General features: G+C 40.5%; 8 protein-coding genes. All 8 read left to right on the forward strand.

Going from position 1 to position 22,594, the window contains the following annotated elements; genetic code table 11:
- Positions 1-121 precede the first annotated feature (121 nt).
- The 8 genes from ACPUEN_RS14365 to ACPUEN_RS14400 all read left to right on the forward strand — a co-directional run bounded on the left by ACPUEN_RS14365 (position 122) and on the right by ACPUEN_RS14400 (position 22,537).
- Entirely contained in the window at positions 122-382 is a 261-nt protein-coding gene (locus ACPUEN_RS14365; RefSeq protein ID WP_425636592.1) for a hypothetical protein, read from the forward strand.
- A gap of 348 nt (positions 383-730) precedes the next feature.
- Positions 731-4,618 carry a two-component regulator propeller domain-containing protein gene (locus ACPUEN_RS14370; protein WP_425636593.1) on the forward strand — a complete coding sequence of 1,296 codons (3,888 nt, stop codon included), beginning with the start codon at positions 731-733 and terminating at the stop codon, positions 4,616-4,618.
- Positions 4,615-10,110: a sensor histidine kinase gene (locus ACPUEN_RS14375; protein ID WP_425636594.1), complete on the forward strand. Its 5,496-nt coding sequence runs from the start codon at positions 4,615-4,617 to the stop codon at positions 10,108-10,110. Before ACPUEN_RS14370 ends, ACPUEN_RS14375 begins: the two co-directional genes overlap by 4 nt.
- A 3-nt stretch (positions 10,111-10,113) precedes the next feature.
- The gene (locus ACPUEN_RS14380) at positions 10,114-11,274 is read left to right on the forward strand and encodes an FIST signal transduction protein (protein WP_425636595.1); all 1,161 of its coding nucleotides are present in this window, start codon (positions 10,114-10,116) and stop codon (positions 11,272-11,274) included.
- Between the two features lie 23 nt (positions 11,275-11,297).
- Positions 11,298-12,437, forward strand: coding sequence for an FIST signal transduction protein (locus tag ACPUEN_RS14385; RefSeq protein WP_425636596.1), 1,140 nt, complete (start codon positions 11,298-11,300; stop codon positions 12,435-12,437).
- On the forward strand, positions 12,438-13,499 hold the full coding sequence (locus ACPUEN_RS14390; RefSeq protein ID WP_425636597.1) for a sensor histidine kinase: 1,062 nt from the start codon (positions 12,438-12,440) through the stop codon (positions 13,497-13,499).
- Between the two features lie 487 nt (positions 13,500-13,986).
- Positions 13,987-20,166, forward strand: a complete 6,180-nt coding sequence (locus ACPUEN_RS14395) for a S8 family serine peptidase (protein WP_425636598.1) — start codon at positions 13,987-13,989, stop codon at positions 20,164-20,166.
- A gap of 208 nt (positions 20,167-20,374) precedes the next feature.
- The gene (locus ACPUEN_RS14400; RefSeq protein ID WP_425636599.1) at positions 20,375-22,537 is read left to right on the forward strand and encodes a tetratricopeptide repeat-containing sensor histidine kinase; all 2,163 of its coding nucleotides are present in this window, start codon (positions 20,375-20,377) and stop codon (positions 22,535-22,537) included.
- The last annotated feature ends 57 nt before the right edge of the window (positions 22,538-22,594 follow it).

Consider the following 22,594-nt stretch of genomic DNA (forward strand, 5'->3'; position numbering starts at 1 on the left):
TAGTTTAGAGAAAAGAAATCTAAAAAATCTGAGGGAGATGTACTTTATCTAAGTTCTTTCCAGGATTTTGACAATACCAAACATGATTATTTAAGATTATAGCAAATTTCACTTTTTTGAAATGATCTCATTTTCCCAAAAAATAACTTCTGACTGGGGTCAGTTTGATCGCTATTTACAGGAAGGTTTTATCAAGGTGCCACCCAGTAGATTCCCTGATAATGACTTCAAATTTCTGGAAAATCAAGAATTTGAAAGTCAGCTTTTCCTTTTTTTAACAGCCTCAGAAAATCTAAACCAAAACTATTATTTTCCATTAAGAGACAAGATCCAATCTCTAATCCAGCAAGTAAAGGATGAGTTAAACTCTAATTCTGATTAACCTTGGATAAAAAATAGCATCTAATTTTCTCTCACAGTGCAGCTAGTTATAAACATCATTTTTGTGGGGATAAGATTGAAAAAATCCAATTTTTTATAACGATTTCGATTGATTTCTCTTCGTAATCACTTATTTTCAAGTAATTAAGTGATAAACTCGAATTGTAATATTTTTAGTAGATATGCAAGTTTTAGCAGATTCATCATCCCATTATTTTTCTGTTGAGATTCAATCTTCGCCTTTCAATCTAAGACTTCACAAGCAGTTTTTCATTTCCATTCAACACCCAACTTGAGAACACCTAAATATTAAATAAAGTCGTCTTCCCTCCTATAAATTTTTAATTAGATGAAGTATTCAATAAAAAGATCAATCGTAAGCAGGAGTATAATTTTTACACTTTCCATTTTTGTTCTATTTGCTTTTGACTTAAAAGCCCAAGAAATCCAGCTGGAAACCATCTCAATCTCAAATGGTCTCGCGTCTCCTCAAGTCATGGATGTGATGCAGGATAGCTATGGGTTAATTTGGTTAGCCACTGGAAATGGGGTACAGCGCTACGATGGCTACTCTTGGAAGACGTTTCGTAACACCATCGGAAACCCTAACACCCTTCAAAACAATGTGACATTTGATATCGAAGAAGATCAAAACCATGACTTATGGATCGCAAGCGATAAGGGCGTCACAAAGTATGACCGATCAACCAACACCTTTTATAATTATGATTTTGAGGGAATATTTGATTTAGCACTTGGGTCTGGAAGAACTTTCAACATTCTAGCGGATTCTCAGGGCCGAATATGGGCAACCACCGCAGCTAAAGAAATTGTCCAATTTATGCCAGCGAGTGGTACTTGGGTCTTAGCACCTTATGAGCATTTGGATGGAATAAAAGGAGAGCGATCTGGAATCTCTTTTCCCATAATTGAAGATAAAGACGGTGGGATCTGGGCTGGTTCCTCAAGCTATGGTTTACTGCATTTTCCTAAAGGAGGAGCTGGGTTTAAACCTATAGAATTTGACCAATTTGTTGATTTTAATTCTACTATAAATGGTATTTCAGGACTTTATTTTGATAAAGACGGGATTCTCTGGATTACCAGCAGACTGGAGGTTCATAAATATAACCTAAAGACCAAAGAGCTAAGAATGCTCGCTGAGTACGACTATTCACTCGAAGATATATACAGCTCCCTCAACTCCATCAAAGAAGATCGGGATGGCAATATTTGGATTTTGAATAATTTCAGAGGTATCCTGAAATTTGAAGGGAATACAGATTCTTTTCAGGAGATTCTTATTCCTGGCAATAGAAAAATCAATTCCGGGGGATGGACTCATCGCTTTACCCACATGCTGATTGATTCCAGTGGGATCATCTGGTTTGGCTCTCTGAGTAATGGACTTTTCAAATACGATCCTATTAACAAACCTTTCAAGTATTACAGCAACCAACCGGAAGATCCTAATTCAATAAGTCCAGGGGGCGTTTATGGACTGTATGCTTCCAGCATCAATCCTGGAAAAGTATTCATTGGGACACGTGGCCATGGTATTAATGTTTTTGATAGTTCTGATAAATCAATTACAAAAGTGAATTTCTCTTCAGACAAGGATATGTTCGGGGGGTCTGCCCGGTCAATATATGAGCAAGAAGATGGAACTATTTGGGTGGGAACTTGGGGTGATGGCTTGATTAAAATGGATAAAGATTACAATGAAATCAAGCGCTATAAAAATGATCCGGAGGATAAAAACAGTCTTATCAACGATCAAGTCAGAGTAATCAAAGAAGACAGAACAGGCAAACTCTGGATAGGTACCAATGGGGGCTTAGAGGTTTTTGACCCGAAAACAGAAACGTATAAGGAGGTCGTTAGCCAATATGCCAAAAGCTATTCTGAGGAGATTATTACTAAGGTGAAAGGTTGGCTTGAAAAGGAGGAAGCAATAGCCATCATCGATAATGTTACAGAAAATAAAGAGCTCACCAAAGAATTCGAAATTACAGAAAAAGCCACTTATTTTTTAGCCACGGTGGGTGAAGGAGATCTTGCGAGTATGGCAGATTTTGGATGGCTGAGAAACCCCTCCGGCGAGACTATTGCGGGCATGGAATCATTTGGAGACAGCTATTTTGCTGGAGGGGCACCTAAAAACCGAATGATAATTACCCAACTTGAACTTTCCCCGGGTACGTATTCTTTGCGATATTCTTCCGATGATAGCCACCATTACAACAGTTGGAATGCTCCTGAACCCGAGTTTCTTCCGCTGTATGGAGTTGCCATTTTCAAACAAGAAAACCAAGCGGAGAGTCAAGCTAAAGTAGTGAATATCAATGAACAAAATGCTGAAATAATAATTCAGGATCCAAATATCTCTGATATTGAAATAGGCAAGAAATACATTTGGATAGCAAGCCTGAATGCCGGCCTAACCCAAATAGATCCTGAAACGAATTCCGTTAAATACTACACTAGTGATCCTCTTGACCCTGCCACCTTGAGTAGCATACAAGTGAATGACGTATTTGAAGATGAAAATGGACTAGTCTGGATGGCAACATATGGTGGCATCAATGTTCTGGATCCAAACACTGGACAAATCTCTAGATACACCGAAGAAGATGGATTGCCAACTAATTTTTTAGAGACTATTCTGCCTGGAGAAAATGGTGAAATGTGGCTTTCATCCCGTAATGGATTGATCCAAATGATCCGTAATGAATCTCTGAATAAAGTCACCTTTATCAATTACAATGAAGATGACGGAATCGGAGGTGATGTATTCATATCATTAGCTGCTGAAAAAACCCCGAACGGTGATTTTTATTTTGGTGGTGACCATGGGCTAACGACCTTTTCTACCATCGCCTCAAATAAAGTCCCCCCATCTGTGATCATCTCAAATCTTTCGATTTCCAACCGGTCAATCTACGATATGACTACGGACTCTCCGCTGGACGAAGATTTACTTTCCACCAAAGCCATCACACTCAGGTACGATCAGAATGATTTGAGCTTTGAATTCGCAGCTCTGCATTATGCAAATCCTTCCAAAAATCAGTATGCTCACATGATGGAAGGACTGGATGAAGATTGGGTTTATGACAACAGAAATTTTGCTTCTTATACCAATCTCGAACCTGGCACCTACACCTTCAAAGTGATTGCTTCAAATGCCTATGGAGTTTGGAACGAAGAGGGCACCTCACTTCTAGTCACTATTCTGCCTCCTTGGTGGAAAACCTGGTGGGCATATACGCTTTACCTAGTAGGACTTGGGCTAGTAATTTTCGTAGCCTACTCTGAGTTGAAAAGAAGAATTAGAGTGAAGGAAAGAGCGCAAAGTCTAGAGCGGGAAGTGGCCCAATCCAAAGAAATCGAGAAAGCATACACCAAGTTGAAAGCTACCCAATCGCAACTGATCCAATCAGAAAAAATGGCATCATTAGGTGAACTTACTGCTGGAATCGCTCATGAAATTCAGAATCCACTGAATTTTGTCAATAACTTCTCCGAAGTCAGTGTCGAATTGATCGATGAGATGCAAGAGGAATTAGCGCAGGGAAACACTGAGGTCGCAATTGAAATATCAAACGACCTGAAGGAAAATCTGAGTAAAATCAACCACCATGGGAAGCGAGCTGACTCCATAGTGAAGGGAATGCTGGAGCATAGCAGAACCAACGCGCGAGATGTGCAGCCTACCAATCTCAATGCACTTGCAGATGAATTTTTGCGCCTGAGCTACCACGGATTGAGGGCAAAAGACAAAAATTTTAATGCTGATTTCTCAACGGAATTAGCCCCAAGCCTACCTAAAGTGGATGTGGTAAGTCAGGATATCGGAAGAGTAATTCTGAACCTGATAAACAACGCCTTCTATGCGGTAGATAGTAAGTCGAAGGACCTAAAAAGCACGGGCGATGATCTGGGAGATTACCAACCAAAAGTAATCGTACGGTCTAGATTAGTAGACCTAGCAGGAAATACTGGAGGCGTAGAAATAGCCGTAGAAGATAATGGCGAGGGAATTCCTAAAGCTATCAAGGACAAAATCTTCCAGCCATTCTTTACAACCAAACCTACTGGAAGTGGAACTGGACTTGGTTTGTCTATGAGTTACGATATCATCAAGGCTCATGGTGGAGACTTACGGGTTAAAAGTGTTGAGGGTGAAGGCACCGAGATGATCATCTTTTTACCGATCAAAGAGCAATTAGTATGAAAATCACCGAAGCGCTTAAAGAAGAAATTAAACGTCTTCAAGAGGCTGTAGATCAGCGAACTTCCGAGCTTCTTGTGAAGAATCGGGAATTGGAGATAGAAGCTTCACTCGAAAAAGTAAGGAGCCGATCTCTTGCCATGCAAAAAAGTGAGGAATTGGCAGAGGCTTCTTTGCTTTTGGAAGCTGAAATCAGAAAACTTGGGATAGAAAATTGGGGATGTGCTTTTCATATTTACGACGAGGAGACTTCCAGCGGGACTCCTTGGGACCTAGAATGGTTTACTTCATCGGCTGGAATACTCCCTTTCTACAATACCCCCAGAGAAAATGTATTCCTCAAATACTACGAAGAAAGTAAAAAAGGAAAACCCCTCTATATACAGGAATTTGGACCCGAAGTAATCAATGAACACTATGACTACCTCAAAACGCTACCAATACTTGGGGATGCGTTAACTGAATTGCATAACTCTGGAGTTCCACTACCCGAAAGACAAATTGACCATGTAGCTTTTTTCAACCATGGGCATTTATTGTTTATCACATATAAACCTGTCCCTGAAGCCCACACCATTTTTATCCGATTTGCTAAAGCTTTCAACCAAGCTTATACCCGATTCCTCGATCTGCAGAAAGCGGAAGCGCAGGCTAGAGAGGGTCAAATACAACTGGCTTTAGAAAGAGTACGTGCCAGAACAATGGCCATGCAGCATAGTGATGAACTGATGGAAACATCAGAATTAATGTTTGAGCAAATAAAAAATCTAGGAATCAAATTATGGTCTTGTGGATTTAGCTTATGGCATGATGATGATAGCTATTTTTTAGGGTACAACCCAGGGCCTCACGGAAAATTAGGGAATCCACTCAAGATACCACTGACAGAAGATACCTTCTTTAAAACGATACGCGAGGCAAAGCGAAGGAATGATAAATTTCTTGTTTTCGAATCGGAGGGAGAATCTCTAGTCCAAACTTATAACTACATGGATGGCCTGCCAGTGGTAGGTGAAACAATGCGAGGATTTGTGAAGGCAGGTTTCCCACTGCCCACCTTTCAGGTAAACCATTGTGGCTTCTTCGCTAACGGTCATTTGATGTTTATTACTGAAGAACGTAATCCAGAAGCGATTGAAATATTTAAACGTTTTACCGATGTATTTAATCAGACCTATACCCGCTTCCTAGACCTCCAAAAAGCAGAAGCACAAGCACGAGAAGCCAAGATAGAGGCAGCTTTGGAGCGCATCCGATCCAAAAGTCTGGCCATGCACCATTCTTCGGAGCTATCAACAGTGGTGGATACGCTTTTGCAGGAATTCACCAAGCTGGAGTTTACACTTACATTCTGTATCATCAACCTCATCGATGGGGATGATCTGTCGAATACAGTTTGGGCGGCAAATCCTGAAACAGGAAAGGATGCTGAATCCTACTATATGAAGTTTGAGGATTACGATTTTCACAGGGCTATGTGGAGTGCTTGGAAATCACAAGACAAGCGATTTGTATATACCCTTGAAGGCGAAGAGAAGAAGATTTACGATGAGTACCTCTATTCAGAAACTGAATTTAGGCGATTCCCAAAACATGTGCAGGAAGCTAATAAAGCACTCCATCGATATGTGGCTGGCTTTACCTTTTTTAAATACAGCGGACTACAAACTGTAAGCGAAAACGAGATCACTGAAGCCGATTTGGAAATTTTGGAGCGCTTCGGAAAGGTCTTTGAGCAATCCTACACCCGCTTTCTCGACCTCCAAAAAGCAGAAGCGCAGGCAAAAGAGGCTCACATTGAATCTTCCCTAGAAAGAGTGCGAGCCCAAACCATGGCTATGCACAACAGTGAGGATGTAGGGAAGTGTATCGTGATGATGTTTGAAGAACTCACAGCCTTAGGAGTAAATGAAAAAACTCGTTTTGGAATTGGGATCCTAAACCACGAGAATGAAAACAATCAGCTTTGGACAGCCTCCAAAATAGAAGATGAGTTCAAGCTTCATATCGGAAATTTAGAAATGTCTTGGCATCCTTTGTTAAAAAGTGCACGAAAAGCATGGAAGGAGCAGCTCTCGCTCCATACGTATATTTTAGAAGGAGAAGATCTGATCAATTACTATCAGATGCTTAATCAAGCACCCGACTACAAAATACAAATACCAATAGATAAACTGCCCGATAGAGAATTTCATTATGGCTTCGTCTTCGAGCATGGATTTTTCTATGCCTTCAGTCCTCTTGAATTTTCTACCGATCTAATTCAAATTATCCATCGTTTCCGCTCTCTTTTTAGTCAAACTTATCGTCGTTACTTAGATCTGAAAAAAGCTGAAGCACAGGCTAGAGAAGCACAAATCAATCTTGCCGTAGAGCGAGTGCGAGCTAGAGCTTTAGCGATGTTCAAATCCGAAGAAATTCTGGAAGTGGTAGTTAAGCTGAAGGAAGAAATCATAGGTTTGGATATTCCGGGTGTAGCCGCCGCAGCCATTTTATTGAAAGAAAAGAATGGAATGTTCCGGAGCTGGGATCTCACCTCCTTAGAATTGAATGGAGAAAGTATGCACACTCCATTGGACGTCCCTTTTGAAATGGAAAAAACCCATCCTGATTTCTATTTAAGAAAAGTTTGGGAAAAAGGAACAAACTATACGGTGGTGGTTCAGGATACAAAATCATTGCAAATCACATGTGATTGGCTTCGAGAGAATAACAAGGTAAAAGAAGCGGAGGAAGCAGAGGAGTTTCTCAAATCTTCAGGATTACAAAGGGGTTATCACCCGACAGTTCCTTTAAATAATGGAAGAATGATTCTTGATTTATTGGATCCACCTGAGGATGAAATTGAATTCATCTTGACTAAGATGGGAGGTGCTTTTGATTTGGCCTATAAGCGATTTGAAGACTTAGAAAAAGCAGAAGCACAGACAAGAGAGGCCAGGATTGAGGCTGCATTGGAGAAGATCCGAGCTAGGACTATGGGAATGCAACATAGTGATGAGCTTCCTGAAGCAGCTCATCTGCTTTTTACAGAGGTACGAAACTTGGGAATTCCAGCTTGGAGCTGCGGATATAATGTCCTGGCAGAAGACAATAAATCCTCCACCTGCTGGATGAGTAGTGAAAATGAAATTCAAGTTCCTTTTACACTACCGCTTACCGAACACGAAAGCTTGCTCCCATGGTACGAGGCTGTTAAAAATGGCGATGAGCTATTTGTTTACGATCAGGGTGGTGAAGATCTGGTGCAGCACTATAGATACATGACCGATTTACCAGAATTAAAACCTGTTTTTGCCCAATTCGAAGCTGCTGGAATTTCCTTACCAACCTACCAGGTAAATCATTTGGCCAAATTCAATCAAGGATTTCTACTTTTTATTACCTATGAAAAAGTACCGGAAGCACATGAAGTTTTTAAGCGTTTTGCAAAAGTCTTCAATCAAACATACACGAGATTCCTAGATCTTCAAAAAGCAGAAACCCAAGCTAAAGAGGCTCAAATAGAACTGTCGCTAGAGCGAATCAGAGCTCAAGTCACGGCAATGAGAGAATCTGAGGACCTTTTGGAAATCGTGGTGAATATGCGGAAGGAATTTGTCAACCTCGGTCACGAAGCACATTACTTCTGGCATATGCGCTGGCTTCCTGAGACCTATGACAAAGCCATGACTTCAGGTGATGGAACACAAATCGGGATGGTGATGTCCCTACCTCGGCATATTCATGGAGATATTCCGGCTGTAGCTGCATGGGAAAAGGGTAATGAGCCTACTCATATTTTGGCTATGGATGTGGATTTGGCAGTCAACTATGTCGATAAAATGGTCAAACTTGGTGATTTTGAAAGGATAGATCCCCAAGCTCCAACTTTGGATGACATTCGGCATATCGGTGGTCTGACCTTCGTGATGGCACGCACTACTCATGGCGAAATCGGCTTTAGTCTCCCGGGAAAAGTAGACCATCCACCGAAAGAATCCATTGATACCCTCACTCGTTTTGCCGGAGTTTTTGATTTGGCTTACAGAAGATTTGAGGATTTATTGACAGCAGAAAAGCAAAACCGTAAAGCTAAGATTGAGTTGGCCTTAGAACGTGTACGCGCTCGGGCTATGGCGATGCAAGAGCCGGAAGAGCTTATCCAAGTAGCCAATGTGATGCGGGAAGAAATGGGGAACTTAGGAGTGGAGGAATTGGAGACGAGTTCTATTTATATCAACGATTCAGATACAGGACTTGCAGAATGCTGGTATTCCATCCTAGATGTACGAGAAGGAGCTAAGAAGAATATTGCTGACCATTTTAGCCTTGATTACAGAGACACTTGGGTTGGTAGACAAATGTTCGATTTCTATCAAGGCGATGAAACCAACATCTCCATTTTGATGAAAGGCGAACACCGCAAAGAGTGGATTAATTACTGTGCCCGGCAATCTCCAAAGTTAAATGGCTATTATGGAATCGAGATCCCAGAGCGAACTTACCATTTGACAAAGTTCTCGAATGGAGCGATTGGAGCAGCTACTCCCGGGGAAATCTCCCATGAGAGCTGGGATCTATTACAAAGAGCAGCGACGGTTTTCTCTTTAGCCTATTCGAGGTTTAAGGATTTGTCTCAGGCAAGAGAAGATCTAAAAAAATTGAAGCAAGCCAAAGCCAAAGCAGAAAAAGCACTCAAAGAACTTAAATCTGCTCAAGAGCAACTCGTACAACAAGAAAAGCTCGCCAGTCTGGGTCAATTGACCGCAGGCATTGCTCACGAGATCAAAAACCCGTTGAACTTTGTCAACAACTTCTCTGATCTAAGTCGCGAGCTGATTGAAGAAGTTTTCGAGGAACTCGAAAATCTAGAGGATTCTAGTACCAAAGCAGAAATTCTAGCGATTCTTGGAGATGTAAAGAACAATCTTTTCAAAGTCCACGAGCATGGTACCAGAGCGAATGGCATCGTTTCCTCCATGCTTCAGCATAGCCGGGCATCTGGAAACAAGCGAGAACCAAAATCCTTCAATCCATTGGTCAAGGAATTTACAAATCTTTCTTTCCATGGCATGCGCGCTGCCAAGGAACCAATTAACGTGGACATAGAATTAAAGCTCGATCCAAAAGTCGGAGAAGTGTCACTGATAAGCGAGGATTTTTCCAGAGTGATCTTGAATCTCTGCAACAATGCCTTCGATGCGATGCGGGATAAATTGAAGAGACAAAACGGAAGTCAGGATGCAGAAGCAGAGGTTTACTTACCTAAATTGACGGTTACCACTGCTTTACAAAAAGACAAGGTAATCCTTTCCATTGCCGACAATGGGTTGGGAATCCCAAAGGAAATACAGGACAAAATCCTCCAACCGTTCTTCACTACTAAAAAAGGAACGGAGGGCACCGGACTAGGACTGAGTATTACCAATGATATAATTAAGGCGCACGGAGGACAATTGGATATTCAATCTCAACCCGGAAGCACCATATTCAAAATCCAGTTAACTCTTTAACGAATGAAAGCAAAAATAATCAGAGGAAATTCTCTAGCTGACATACAGGAAGCATATGATGAAAGCACAGGGGCTGCCCACCCACCTACCAGCGAGGGATTCATACCCACACTCGCTATTATAACCCTGACCACGAGTGAGCTTGCGGATGCTCTAACCTCACTATTTAACAGTAAGGGTATTGCGATTTTCGGGGTCACTACATCCCAAAAATTCACCGAGCAGGGCATGGAGTCTGATGATATCGTGGTTATGCTACTAGACATGAAACCAGAGTATTTTAGCATTGCCCTAAACGATTACATGGATTCGTCGGCGTTTAACGCAGGACATCAGCTGGGAATCACCGGAAAATCCTTATTTGCGAATCCCGGCTTCATCATTTCCCCAATTGATTTCAGAATGTCGGGGGATGAATTGATCAGGGGACTAACAGATGCTGCAGGTAAGGACGCCTCCATTATGGGCGGTGTAGCCGGGAACCCCAGCGATTTCTCAGGTATATTATTCACCAATGCCTCATCCAGCAAGGGAGGAGTACTTGCACTTATTATTGACCAGGACAAAATAGTGATCAATGGATTGGCCGTTTCAGGATGGAAACCCGTTGGAACGACTAAAAAAATTACAAAAAGTGAAGGTCCTTGGGTTTTCACCATCGATGATAAACCTGCGATGGATGTCATCCAGAGATTTTTGGGGGATGAAATGATCAGTCCAGAAAAACAAGCCAATGGCTTGCTTCCTTCAGACCTCGGCTACCCATTACAATTTCAACGACCATCTGGAAATGCGATCATGAAACCAGTGCTGTTTTGGAATACGGCCGATCGATCAATCATGATAGGAACCGAGGTCAAAGAAGGAGAGCTTTTTAGATTTTCCCTACCTCCTGATTTTGACGCAATTGATGTCGTGGTGGACAGTACCAGAATTATCAAAGAAAAGAATATGCCTGATTCAGATGCCATGCTGATTTTCTCCTGCGTAGGTAGATTGGGTACATTTGGGCCTATGATTTCAAGTGAATTAGAAGGACTTGCTTCAACATGGAACAAACCTATGTTAGGTTTTTTCTCCTTGGGTGAATTTGGAAAGCTGGATGATGGTCAAAGCGAATTTCACGGGACTACGGTAAGTTGGGTAGCATTAAAGGAGAAATAATTTCACCACTAATCACTGAAGCTATGAAAGGAAAATCAATCAAAGGAAAATCCTTGGATGAAATCAAAGTCGCGCTATCTAAAAGTACGGAGGATGGCTTCAGTCCCACATTGGCGATTGCTTTCATCTCCAAAAGTGTGGATAGAAAAGCGATTACTAACTTGTTGGATCAGGCAGGAATTACCGTTTTTGGTTGCACCACCAATGGGGAGTTCATTGATGAAGTACCAGAGAAGGGCTCTGCTGCAATTCTTCTATTGGATATGAACAGTGATTATTTCGAAGTTTATTTTGAAGAATACCCTAAAAAGAATTACCGCGAGGTATCACATAGGATTGCGCAAAAGGCGAAAGCAAAATTTGCTGATCCCGCATTTTTCATTGGCACCAGCAATGGAGAAACAGATGGAGAAGAGGTGCTGCATGGTATTGAAGAGGTCGCTGGACAAGATGTTCATGCGTTTGGTGGGGCTGCCGGAGACGATTATGCATTTACTCAAACATTTGTCTTTACTAATAATAAAGAAAGTGACAATGGAATGGTCTGTATAGCTATGGATGCTTCAAAAGTAGAGATAAAAGGTGTGGCCACCTGTGGATGGAAAGCTGTGGGTACAGAAAAAACAGTAACCAAAAGTGACGGCAACCATGTGTACACGGTAGATAATATTCCGGTACTTGATATTACCGCCAAATACGGTGGCCTTGAAAATGTAACTCCCGAAAATAATAATTTACTTGTTGAAATTGCGGCCAATTTCCCATTGCAATTACAGCGGGAAAAGGGCGACCCAATCATGCGTCCTGGCCTAACAGTAGACTGGAACGATCATTCTTTTTATACTAGCGGCTCAGTGCCACAAGGTTCAAAAGTTCGTTTTTCTCTTCCTCCTGATTTTGACGTCATGGAAAAAGTGGTGAAAGGCGTAGAAAATTTAAAAGCTACCGAAATGCCAGAGGCCGATGCGATCGTGGTGTTTAGTTGTGCGGGTAGAATTCTTTCATTGGGGCCATTGATGAGTAAAGAACTGGAGGGGGTAAAAAATGTATGGAGCGTACCGATGGCTGGCATGTTCTCCAATGCAGAATTGGGCAGAGCTACAGGAGGAAATTTAGAAATGCATAACCTGACTACCTGTGTAGTGGCGCTTAAAGAAAAATAGATGAATCAGCAACTTCAAACTATCCTTGATATTGTTCAGCAAAACGATTCCCTCGCGGATGAAGAAAAGGCTGTACTGATAACAGCGATTAAAAAAGTCGATAGCGATCTGTCCATTACAGAATTCAAACTGGAAAGAACCGAAAAAGTGAAGCGGACTACAGCTATTTTACTCGAAGAAACCATAGAAGAACTGGAGCAAAAAAGAAAGGCTATAGAAGAAACAAATTCAGCACTTGAAAATTCTTTGAAAGAGCTGAAAGCTGCCCAAGCCCAACTCATCCAATCCGAGAAGATGGCTTCGCTGGGTGAGTTGACTGCCGGTATCGCCCACGAGATCCAGAATCCGCTGAATTTTGTGAATAACTTCTCTGAAGTCAGCGGCGAACTTATTGATGAAATGAATGAAGAACTTGAGAAAGGCGATCTAGAAGAAGTGAAGTTCATCGCGGCGGACCTTAAGGAAAATCTCTCCAAAATCAATCATCACGGCAAGCGGGCTGATGCCATCGTCAAGGGAATGTTGGAACACTCCAAATCCGGAACCGGTACAAAAGAATCTACGAATCTCAACAAGCTGGTTAAGGAATTTACTCAATTAGCCTATAGTAGTCAGCAAGCCAAAAACAAAGGTTTTGAAGTAGATCTAACTTTTATTCTTGATCCAAACATTCCTTCCATAGAAGTCATCCCTTCCGATATCGGAAAGGTTATGTTGAATTTGGTGAATAATGCTTTTTACGCATGTGCTGAGCGAAGTCGAAGTGCAGTAAATGAAAAGTCAAGACAGGAAGTAGAAGAATATAAACCCGAGGTATTCATCAGTTCGAAAAAATCTGAAAATGGAATTGAGATTTCAGTCAATGATAACGGCTCCGGCATCCCCTACTCGATCAAAGAAAAGATCTTCCAGCCTTTCTTTACGACAAAACCAACCGGCTCCGGAACAGGCTTAGGATTGTCTTTGAGTTATGATATCGTGAAGGCGCATGGAGGTAAATTCAGGGTAGAATCAATTGAAGGAGAAGGATCTACTTTTTTCATGCAATTGCCACTGCAGTAATTTCCAGGTATTAAAACTAGAGGCAAGAATTTCTATTGTTTAGCCATTAGCTCACCTAGATCCTTAAAGTATCAATAGTAACTAACTGGCCTTCAATTATGTCGAATCTATATAAGAATTAGCTTTTTGTTTAAATGTGAAAAAACTTCACCCTCTGTATAATTTAGTTTTTTGTTAGAATAATAATTTTTAATAACAAAATAGTCATATAAATATTAATCTCGGTTATAATAGTTAAAGTTTATAGTACAGAATGAATTAACTCTTATGAACCAGGGCTTTTCTAATTCTAAAAATTATTCATAATCATTTGATATTTAATATTATATGTGTTTTTTTTTGACTATTTTAGACATACTAATTGTTGGTACCATTCTGCCTATAACAGAAGGTAAAAGTAGTTTTTGATACTTTTTATTTGATTTTAGATTCTATCAAAAACCATATCATTTCTGATTAAATTTTAATTCTTTAAACTTTACATGCCATGATGCAAAAGTTAATTCCTATCACGAAGGGGTTTGTTTTTCTTTTATTACTCTTATCAAATTTCACACTTGCCCAAAATGTAAAATTGGAACAAGGCCAAAATGGCGGATTTGATAGTGACCCTGTAAACCCCATAAACTGGTCCTCTGGAAATTCAAATTCAGGAAATAGCCATTTCTACGAAGGACAATCCATTCCGTATCGTCTTATTGTTTCAAAATTAAAACCGGGTACTCATACGGTTGAAATTGAATGGGATACAAGTAAGGACACCAAATACGCGATCGACTATATCACTAGTTTCGATAGAATTTGTGAAGCGGTCATTCCCCATTCAGGAATCCCAAATTATATCGCAATTCCAACTCCTGATGGGGCTCCGCAGCCTTTAGCAAGCTTTAATGAACTCTCCGCCTTAGAAAAGAGAATGGCTATTTATGGAGGTACATTTAAAGATATTAAGTATGTGCTTCAGGAGAAAAGTTCATCAACAAGCACCATCACAAGATTAAGTATAACCTTCTCAGCCGATGGTGAAAATGGGGCAAATAACACAGTAATTATTGCTTGGGGAGGTCATATCGCCAAAGCACAAGATTGGGGAGATGGAAATTCAGCTTCCAGCATCAACGGTTCACCATACCATACCAGAGTGGTTTCTATTAATGGAAAGTCTGCAGGTAGTCAAAGTGTTTCTGTTCAAGCTACATCAGAAGTAATTGACTTTGATACCGAATGCACAATTAAGGGAGAGACTGAGGTTTGTGCTGGATCCTCTGCTGCCTATACAGTACCAGCTGGATCACTTTCATACGTTTGGTCTTTAAGTGGAGAAGGACAAATAATTTCTGGAGAAGGCTCAAATTTAATTACTGTAAACTGGACTGGATCCGGCACTGTGTCAGTTAAAATCGACAACATTGGAGCCTGCGCTCCTACCGAATGTACTCTTGGTGTCAGCTTGATTACCCCTCCAGATATTTCAGTCGTGGATGCTGTACTTTGTAGTGCAGAAAATGGAGGAAACACAACCATCGCAAATCTGAATGATTTTGTAAGTGTAGATAATGGAGACTTGATATTTACCCGGAATGGTCAAATCATTGAAACTCCAGAATCTATTTTAGTGACTGATGGTGATGAAATTGAAGTTTCCGTAGAAGGAAATTGTGGTAGCACCGAAAGTTTTAATGTAACTGTGAACGATCGTCAAATTTTCGGGATTTGTAGCCAAGGAAAAGTATACGAGCTGATTGGTTCTGAATTAAGTGCGCTGCATGAAATCTTCAATCAAGGACAGGTTGTAGAATCAAACGAAGTTTTTTATATCGATGGAAATGAAGTCCTGATCGAAGTAATTTACATGAAAGATAAGTTTGGCGAAGCCAAAACGATTCTTGAAAATTTGGGATTTGTCACTCCTACAGAAGATGAACTAAAGCAAGACCCTAATTCTTTGATTATTGCTGGGTTTTTCCCAATAGAAAAGCTGTTGGAATTAAATCAATTCCCTGAAGCCATCAATCACGTCAGACCTGCTATTCCTCCAGTGCCCAATAAAGGCGCTACGACGACTCAAGGTGACCGGGTCATGCGTTCCAATTTAGTAAGAGCAGGATATTCGCATTTTGAAGGGGATCAACCTATAGACGGAACAGGCATAAAAATCGGAGTATTTTCAGATAGTTATGCTACTCGCACAGATGCTGGAGTCAACACTTTAGCTAATGATATATCGAATGGAGATTTACCAGCAAGCACTTATTTCTTAAGAGATATGCCGAGTCGATTTGGGACTGGTACTGACGAAGGACGTGCAATGATGCAGATTATTCATGACGTCGCACCAGGTGCAGAACTTGGTTTCAGAACTGGGGTTCTAACTGCAGGTGATTTTGCGCAAGGAATTAGAGATATGGCAGTAGCGGGAAGTGATATTTTAGTGGACGATATATCCTATATGACTGAGCCAATATTCAGTGATGGTAAAGTGGCAAAAGCTGTAAATGAAGTCACTGCAAATGGAGTGTCCTACTTCACTTCTGCAGGAAATTTCGGAAGCAAAAGTTTTGAAGGGTTATTCAATCCTACTACTGATCCAAACATTCAATTGCCATTGAATAGTGGCACTTGGGAAGGTGGCCGCGTGCACCAATTTAGTAATGGAAGTACAACCCAGTCGATTAACGTCTTCCCAGGTCAAAATGGTCCTGCAGTATATATGATAGCTCTACAGTGGGATGATCCTTTGTATTCTATTGACCAGACTGGTAGCTTGTATGATCTTGATATTTATCTAAAAGACTATGGAGTTCCTTTGTTTGGTTTCAATAGAAATAATGCAAATGGCGACCCTATAGAAATTCTTTCCTTTACTGTTTCTCAACCTACCACCATAGAGCTATTGATAGCTAGGGAGTGTGAAAGCTGTCTTGACTTGGAAACCAACCTGGGTATTAAGTTCAAGTATATTGTTTATCGAGGTGAGCTCGACCCAAATGATCCAAATGGAATCAATGCTTCCACAATTGTAGGGCATGCTAATTCGGAAGGCGCCATGACTGTGGGAGCTGTGCTTTATGCTAACACTTCTGTTTTTGGATTTGATTCTGACTTGGTTCCTAGCGGAACTGATCCTTTTACAGTTGCCACATTCTCCTCACGGGGAGGAACAACCACCAACGGTGTAGTTAGAAGTAAGCCGGATTTTACAGCACCAAATGGAGTGAATACAACCGTGAACTTTGGAGCTCCAAATCTGGAGGGAGATGATTTTCCAAACTTCTATGGAACTTCAGCTGCAGCTCCGCATGCTGCCGCAATTGCTGCCTTGGTGAAACAGGCACGTGTAAAATATTATCCTGAAAGCAAACCCACAGATTGGGTTGGAGATGTAGGAACTAGTTTGCCGGAAGACATTCGCAGAGTCCTTAAATCTACCGCTGAAGACATGCATGAATCCGGAGTTGATTTCAAATCTGGGTCAGGCCTTGTAAGGGCGGACAAAGCTTTGCTCACACTCGCCGCTCCTAATCCAGACAACATTGAATTGGTTTATGATGAGGGTATAAATCCTGGAGAGGTAGAATTTAAATTGATTATAACAGGGACAAATCTCTATGAAGGATCAAATGTTTATTTGAGAGAAGAACAACTGATTGCTGTTTATGGAGTTGATGAATTTGGAGCAGGCTATTTGGAAGTAACAGTGCCTACTTTCGAAGGAAATCCGGGCGTCACGGTGGTAAATAATGCCATTTCTGATAGTGAACTGGATGGAGGAACTGCAGGACCGGAGTATTTCTTTGATATAGTCAAAAAGACTATTGCCATCAGAGCAGACGATGTGACTAAAAAGTTTGCCCAAGTTATTGAGCCATTTTCTGCGAGTGTATATGAAAGGATAGATAGTAATTGGGAGCTGAGTGATCTTACGTTAGAGGAAGTAGGTTTGACCCTTGATCCTGAAAATACAGATCCTTCTTTAGAGCTAGTCAGCCTTAATAGCCCGATCAGTGGAGATTTGGCTGAGGTTGGGACGTATATTATTACAGTCTCTCACACTCCAACAAGTTATACTTTCTCAGATTTCTATAATTATGTTGGTGTTTTACAGGAAGATGAGACTCTTTTTTATGACGGTACAAATAATGCCTTTGGAAATTATGGCCCGGGTATTATTACAGTGGAAGCACTGCCAATTTCCATCAAACCTGTTGATTTGGTTGACGAACTTGCCGTGGAATATGGTGAGTCAATCAGTGATGCTATAGAATTTGAAGTCATCATTCCTGAAGACCTAATTGAATTTGAAGGAGTAGTAAAAATAAATGACGTCCAAGGTTTAAAAAACAGCATTCTTGCAGAGTACATTGAGGATCTGGAATTAGCTAAAAGAGATGGAGATAACAGCCTCCCTCTGGGTATTTTTAACGGTAGGATAATTATCAATAAGGACAGCTTTATCAACAAAAGCTTCATGGTCAGTGGACGAACCATTGTCAATGCTAGATCCATAATTAATGCAAGAACTATCCTGAACGGTAGGCCAATCATTAATTCCGCATTTGATGTACCGGGGGATTCCTTCCTTGATTACTTAGAAGATCCGCTAAATCAAGAACTGAAATCCGTGAGCATAAATGGAAGGCCTATCATCAATGCCAGAACAATGATTAACGCACGAACCTTGATCAATGGAAGAGTCATCATCAATGGTCGTGTCATCATCAATGCGCGAACGCTGATAAATGGAAGAACGATCATTAATTCAAGAACGATCATTAACAGCACCGGAGGAGGAGAAGAAGAAGCGGAAAACAATAGCCTTGTAATTTTTGGTGAAGCTGATCTGGAATTGGCAGAGGAAGGTGAAAACGCTGAAATAGGTAAATACTATGATTTTGGGGAAGAAGTTGGGGAGAATGATACTGATTTCAATCTTGAATTCTTCTCAGTAAATATGGTCACAGGAACAGATGTAGGAAATCACTTCATAATCCCAGGAACATTTGAATCCCGAAACTTTATTTCATCTTACTTGCCTGCCGATCTTACGATCACTCCTGCTCCATTAACTGCCACTACTTCTGCAGAGCCAGACTTAATTAATTATGGTGATGAAGCCCCAGATTATAATACCGAGTTTGATGGGTTTAAGATTAGCACCACTTTCCTTGATCCTGATGGAGTAGAAGTAACTCTCGAAGACAACGAGGAATCTGTAATTAGCTCGATTTCCTATTCACTGCTTAAAAATGAAGTGTCGTATGAAAGTAGTGGTATAATCAACGCCGGAATTTATGAGATTGACCCAACAATTACTTTTGTTGATCCTTCAAACTATAGCATTGAAGCCATTACCAAAGGCCTGCTGACCGTAGAAAAAGCAACTCCGACGGTGACAGTAACAGGAGGAAGGTTTGAATACAATGAAGGTCCAATTGAGGCAACAGCTTCAGCATTTGGAGTCGGTGGAGAAGAAGATGTTTTAGATCCTGCATTACTCACGATAGAATATGTGGGTGTTGGGGAAACCAGTTATGGTCCTACTTCTTTTGCACCTATTTTCCCGGGCACCTACCAAGTAGTAGCAACCTTTATTGGCAATGAAAATTATAATCCAGCAAGTTCAGAAGCTCAAGCATTGCTGATCGTTGGTTGTATCAATGAGGCTCCGGTGATTGGAGATTTTGAAACGGCAATGGGAGCTGGAAATACAAGTAATCCAGCAACTATTAAAAGGCCTGCAAATACGAAAGTCGGTGATTTGTTGATCGTAGGATTGATGATTGAAAAAGGCGAAGGCCCTTCTGTCAACCCACTTGACAAAGATTGGGTTCTCATCAATCGAGTGAACCAAGAGAATCAAGTGGCAATGCTTACTTTCTACAAAATAGTGAAGGATAATAATGAACCGGAGAACTATGAATTCAGAATCAATCAAGCTCCAAAATGGACGATGGGTATTACTCGAGTAACTGGAGCAGATGTAGCGCACCCTGATGGTCCAATTGCGGCATTTAGCGGTGCTTCCGGAGCTCCAGGATTAACTGCAACGGCCCCGTCACTTACTACTATTGATTGCAACTCCATGGTAATGTTATTCTATTCCAATAAGAAAAACTCAACATGGACAGCACCAGTAGGTACTATAGAAGTTTACGATGATCCTAATAATCAACAAGGCTTAACTTCTAACATGATGTCCTACTTTATTCAAAGTGAACCAGGCGCAACTGGTGATTTAAGCGCCACGGCTACTGAGAGTGAGCAATGGGTTTCTCAAGGAATAGTGATCCGTCCAATGGTTTCAAGCTTTGAAAATGCCAGAAAGGTCACTGTGTTAAACCAAACGAATACGGAGATAGTATTATCTGAGGGAATTGAAAAACTACTGGAGGAAGAGATCGATACTCGCACAGAGTTAATAGCGTATCCTAATCCTGTAAGAGACATACTCAATCTTAACCTAAACGGCCTGGTTACAGAAGAGCCATCTGATTTCTCTTTAATTATTCTGGATGCAATGGGAAGAGTTCAGCATTTGCCAAAAACCTGGTTTGAAAATGAAAATCGACTTCAATTAGACTTCTCACGGATGCATCAAGGCCTTTATATTATTCACGTCAATACTTTGATAGGAATTAAATCCGTCAACGTGATTAAAGAGCCCTAAATAATTGAGAAATACCTTTTTTAGAAACGTATGGAATAGTATTTCATACGTTTCTTTTCTTAAATTAATTCCCATAATACCCTCATAAACAAATTGTTCTTATGAGATTTGATTATTTTTAATAAAAAGGTAGCGTTTTGCCGACAGTGGAAAAAAAGAGCATTACCAATCTGGACAAAGCCTACTAGTAAGCAATTAAAAAGTTGATATGAATAGAATTTTGACTGTCAATAAGTACTTCTTTATAATACTGTTTTATTTTTCTCTTGTAAATGAAAGTGAAGCACAAACTTCTCGGGTAGATAGCCTAGTAGTCGCTATTGGAGAGTCAAAAGAAGACAGTTTAAAAGTTAAGCAATATTTAGATTTAGGATTAGAACTTTTGGGCACTGAAATAACTGATGCCATCGATTATTTTGAAAAGGCCATCCAATTATCAACTGAAATAAAATATAACAAGGGATTGGCGGATGGTTACAATTCCAAGGGAAGAGCCTATGCCCAACTAGGCAGCTTTCAAGAAGCTATTTTAGCTTTTCAGGAAGCCCTCAAGGTGTATAGAGAGCTTCAAAACAAAACCGGTGAAGCCAATATTCTAAGCAATCTGGGGTCGATTTATTACATGCTAGGCAATAATACCAAGGCATTAGAGCTTCATTTTGAATCACTTAAAATTTCTGAGCAGCTTGACAACAAATTAAGAATAGGGACTTCTCTCAATAACATAGGGACTGTTTATAGCAAGAACAGCAATACCAAAAATGAGGCCTTGACTAACTTTAAAAGGTCGCTTGAAGTATTTGAAGAAATCAACCTAGAGTCTGGTATGGCCATAGCAGCCATGAATATAGGAGAGGTTTACTTTTTGGAATCTAACTATGATTCAGCCACCAATTATCATGAGGTAGCTCTGGCACTTTGCGATGGAACCATCGATGCAACGTTTCCACTGACGCAGCTTGGCGAGATTAATTCAATTCTGGGAGATTTCAATAAAGCCTATGCATTTCATGAAAGGGCAATTGAAATTTCGCAGAAGTCTGATGCAAAATTTGAATTAACCCAGAGCCTAATAGGCTTGGCCAAAACACAGAAATTACAGCAGAATTATCCAGGAGCAATTGGCAGTCTAGAGAAAGCAGAAGTTCTGGCCATAGAGATCGATGCTAAAAACGAATTGGTGGAGATTTATCAAAACATGGCAGAATCCTATGCCTTGGCTGGAAATTATAAGGCAGCATATGAAAATGAAGTAAATGTTAAATCTGTAAAGGAAATTATTGCAAAGACCAGTACAGAAAAAATGATTCAGCAGCTTCAATTCGAATTTCAGCTGGATAAAAAAGAAGCTGAAATAGAGATTCTACAGAAAGATAAAGACCTGAAAAACGCTGCTGTTTTTAACCAAAGGATTATAATAATGGCTTCATTAGTGGCTTTAATTTTGTTCGTTATCATAAGTATCTATCTCTATAGAAACAACCTTGGAAAGCAAAAAGCAAATCGATTGCTTCATTTCCAAAAGGAAGAGATTCGAGCTCAACGAGAGATCGCAGAATCAGCTTATGACAAATTAATATCCACCCAAGCCCTACTTATTCAGTCCGAAAAAATGGCCTCTCTTGGAGAACTCACGGCCGGAATAGCTCATGAGATTCAGAATCCTCTGAATTTTGTAAATAATTTTTCAGAATTAAGTGCTGAATTAGTAGAGGAAATGAACGAGGAATTAGAGAAAGGAGAAATAGATGAGGCAAAAGCTATTGGCAAAGACTTAAAAGCAAACCTTTATAAGATCAACTCGCATGGCAAGCGAGCTGATTCCATAGTCAAAGGCATGCTCGAGCACAGCCGAACAAATTCCGGTGAAAAAAGTCTGACCGATATCAATACCCTAGCGGATGAATTCCTACGTCTTTCTTACCATGGAATCCGTGCCAAAGACAAAAGCTTCAACTCAGACTTTAAGTTGGAACTAGATCCTTTGATCCCTAAAGTAAATATCATCGGAAAGGACATTGGAAGAGTGATTCTTAACTTAGTAAACAATGCTTTCTACGCATGTGCGGAACGGCGTAAAAGTTCGGATAAAGATGAAGCCGATGATTACCATCCTATGGTAATTGTCTCTACCAAACAATCTCTCAACGGTGTAGAGCTCTCCGTCAAAGACAACGGAAATGGTATCCCCGATTCTATTAAAGAAAAAATCTTCCAACCTTTCTTTACGACCAAGCCTACTGGAAAAGGTACTGGATTAGGTTTGAGCCTAAGCTATGATATTGTCAAAGCACATGGAGGGGATTTTCGGGTGCAAAGCAGCGTAGGCAAAGGAACAGAAATGACGATCTTTCTACCAATAGAAGAATAAGCAACCAGATTGATCCGCTCTTGAAAACCTTAGAAAAATCAATTCAAAAGTACTTTT

Source organism: Algoriphagus yeomjeoni, assembly GCF_049821175.1.
In the GTDB taxonomy this organism is placed as follows: domain Bacteria; phylum Bacteroidota; class Bacteroidia; order Cytophagales; family Cyclobacteriaceae; genus Algoriphagus; species Algoriphagus yeomjeoni_A.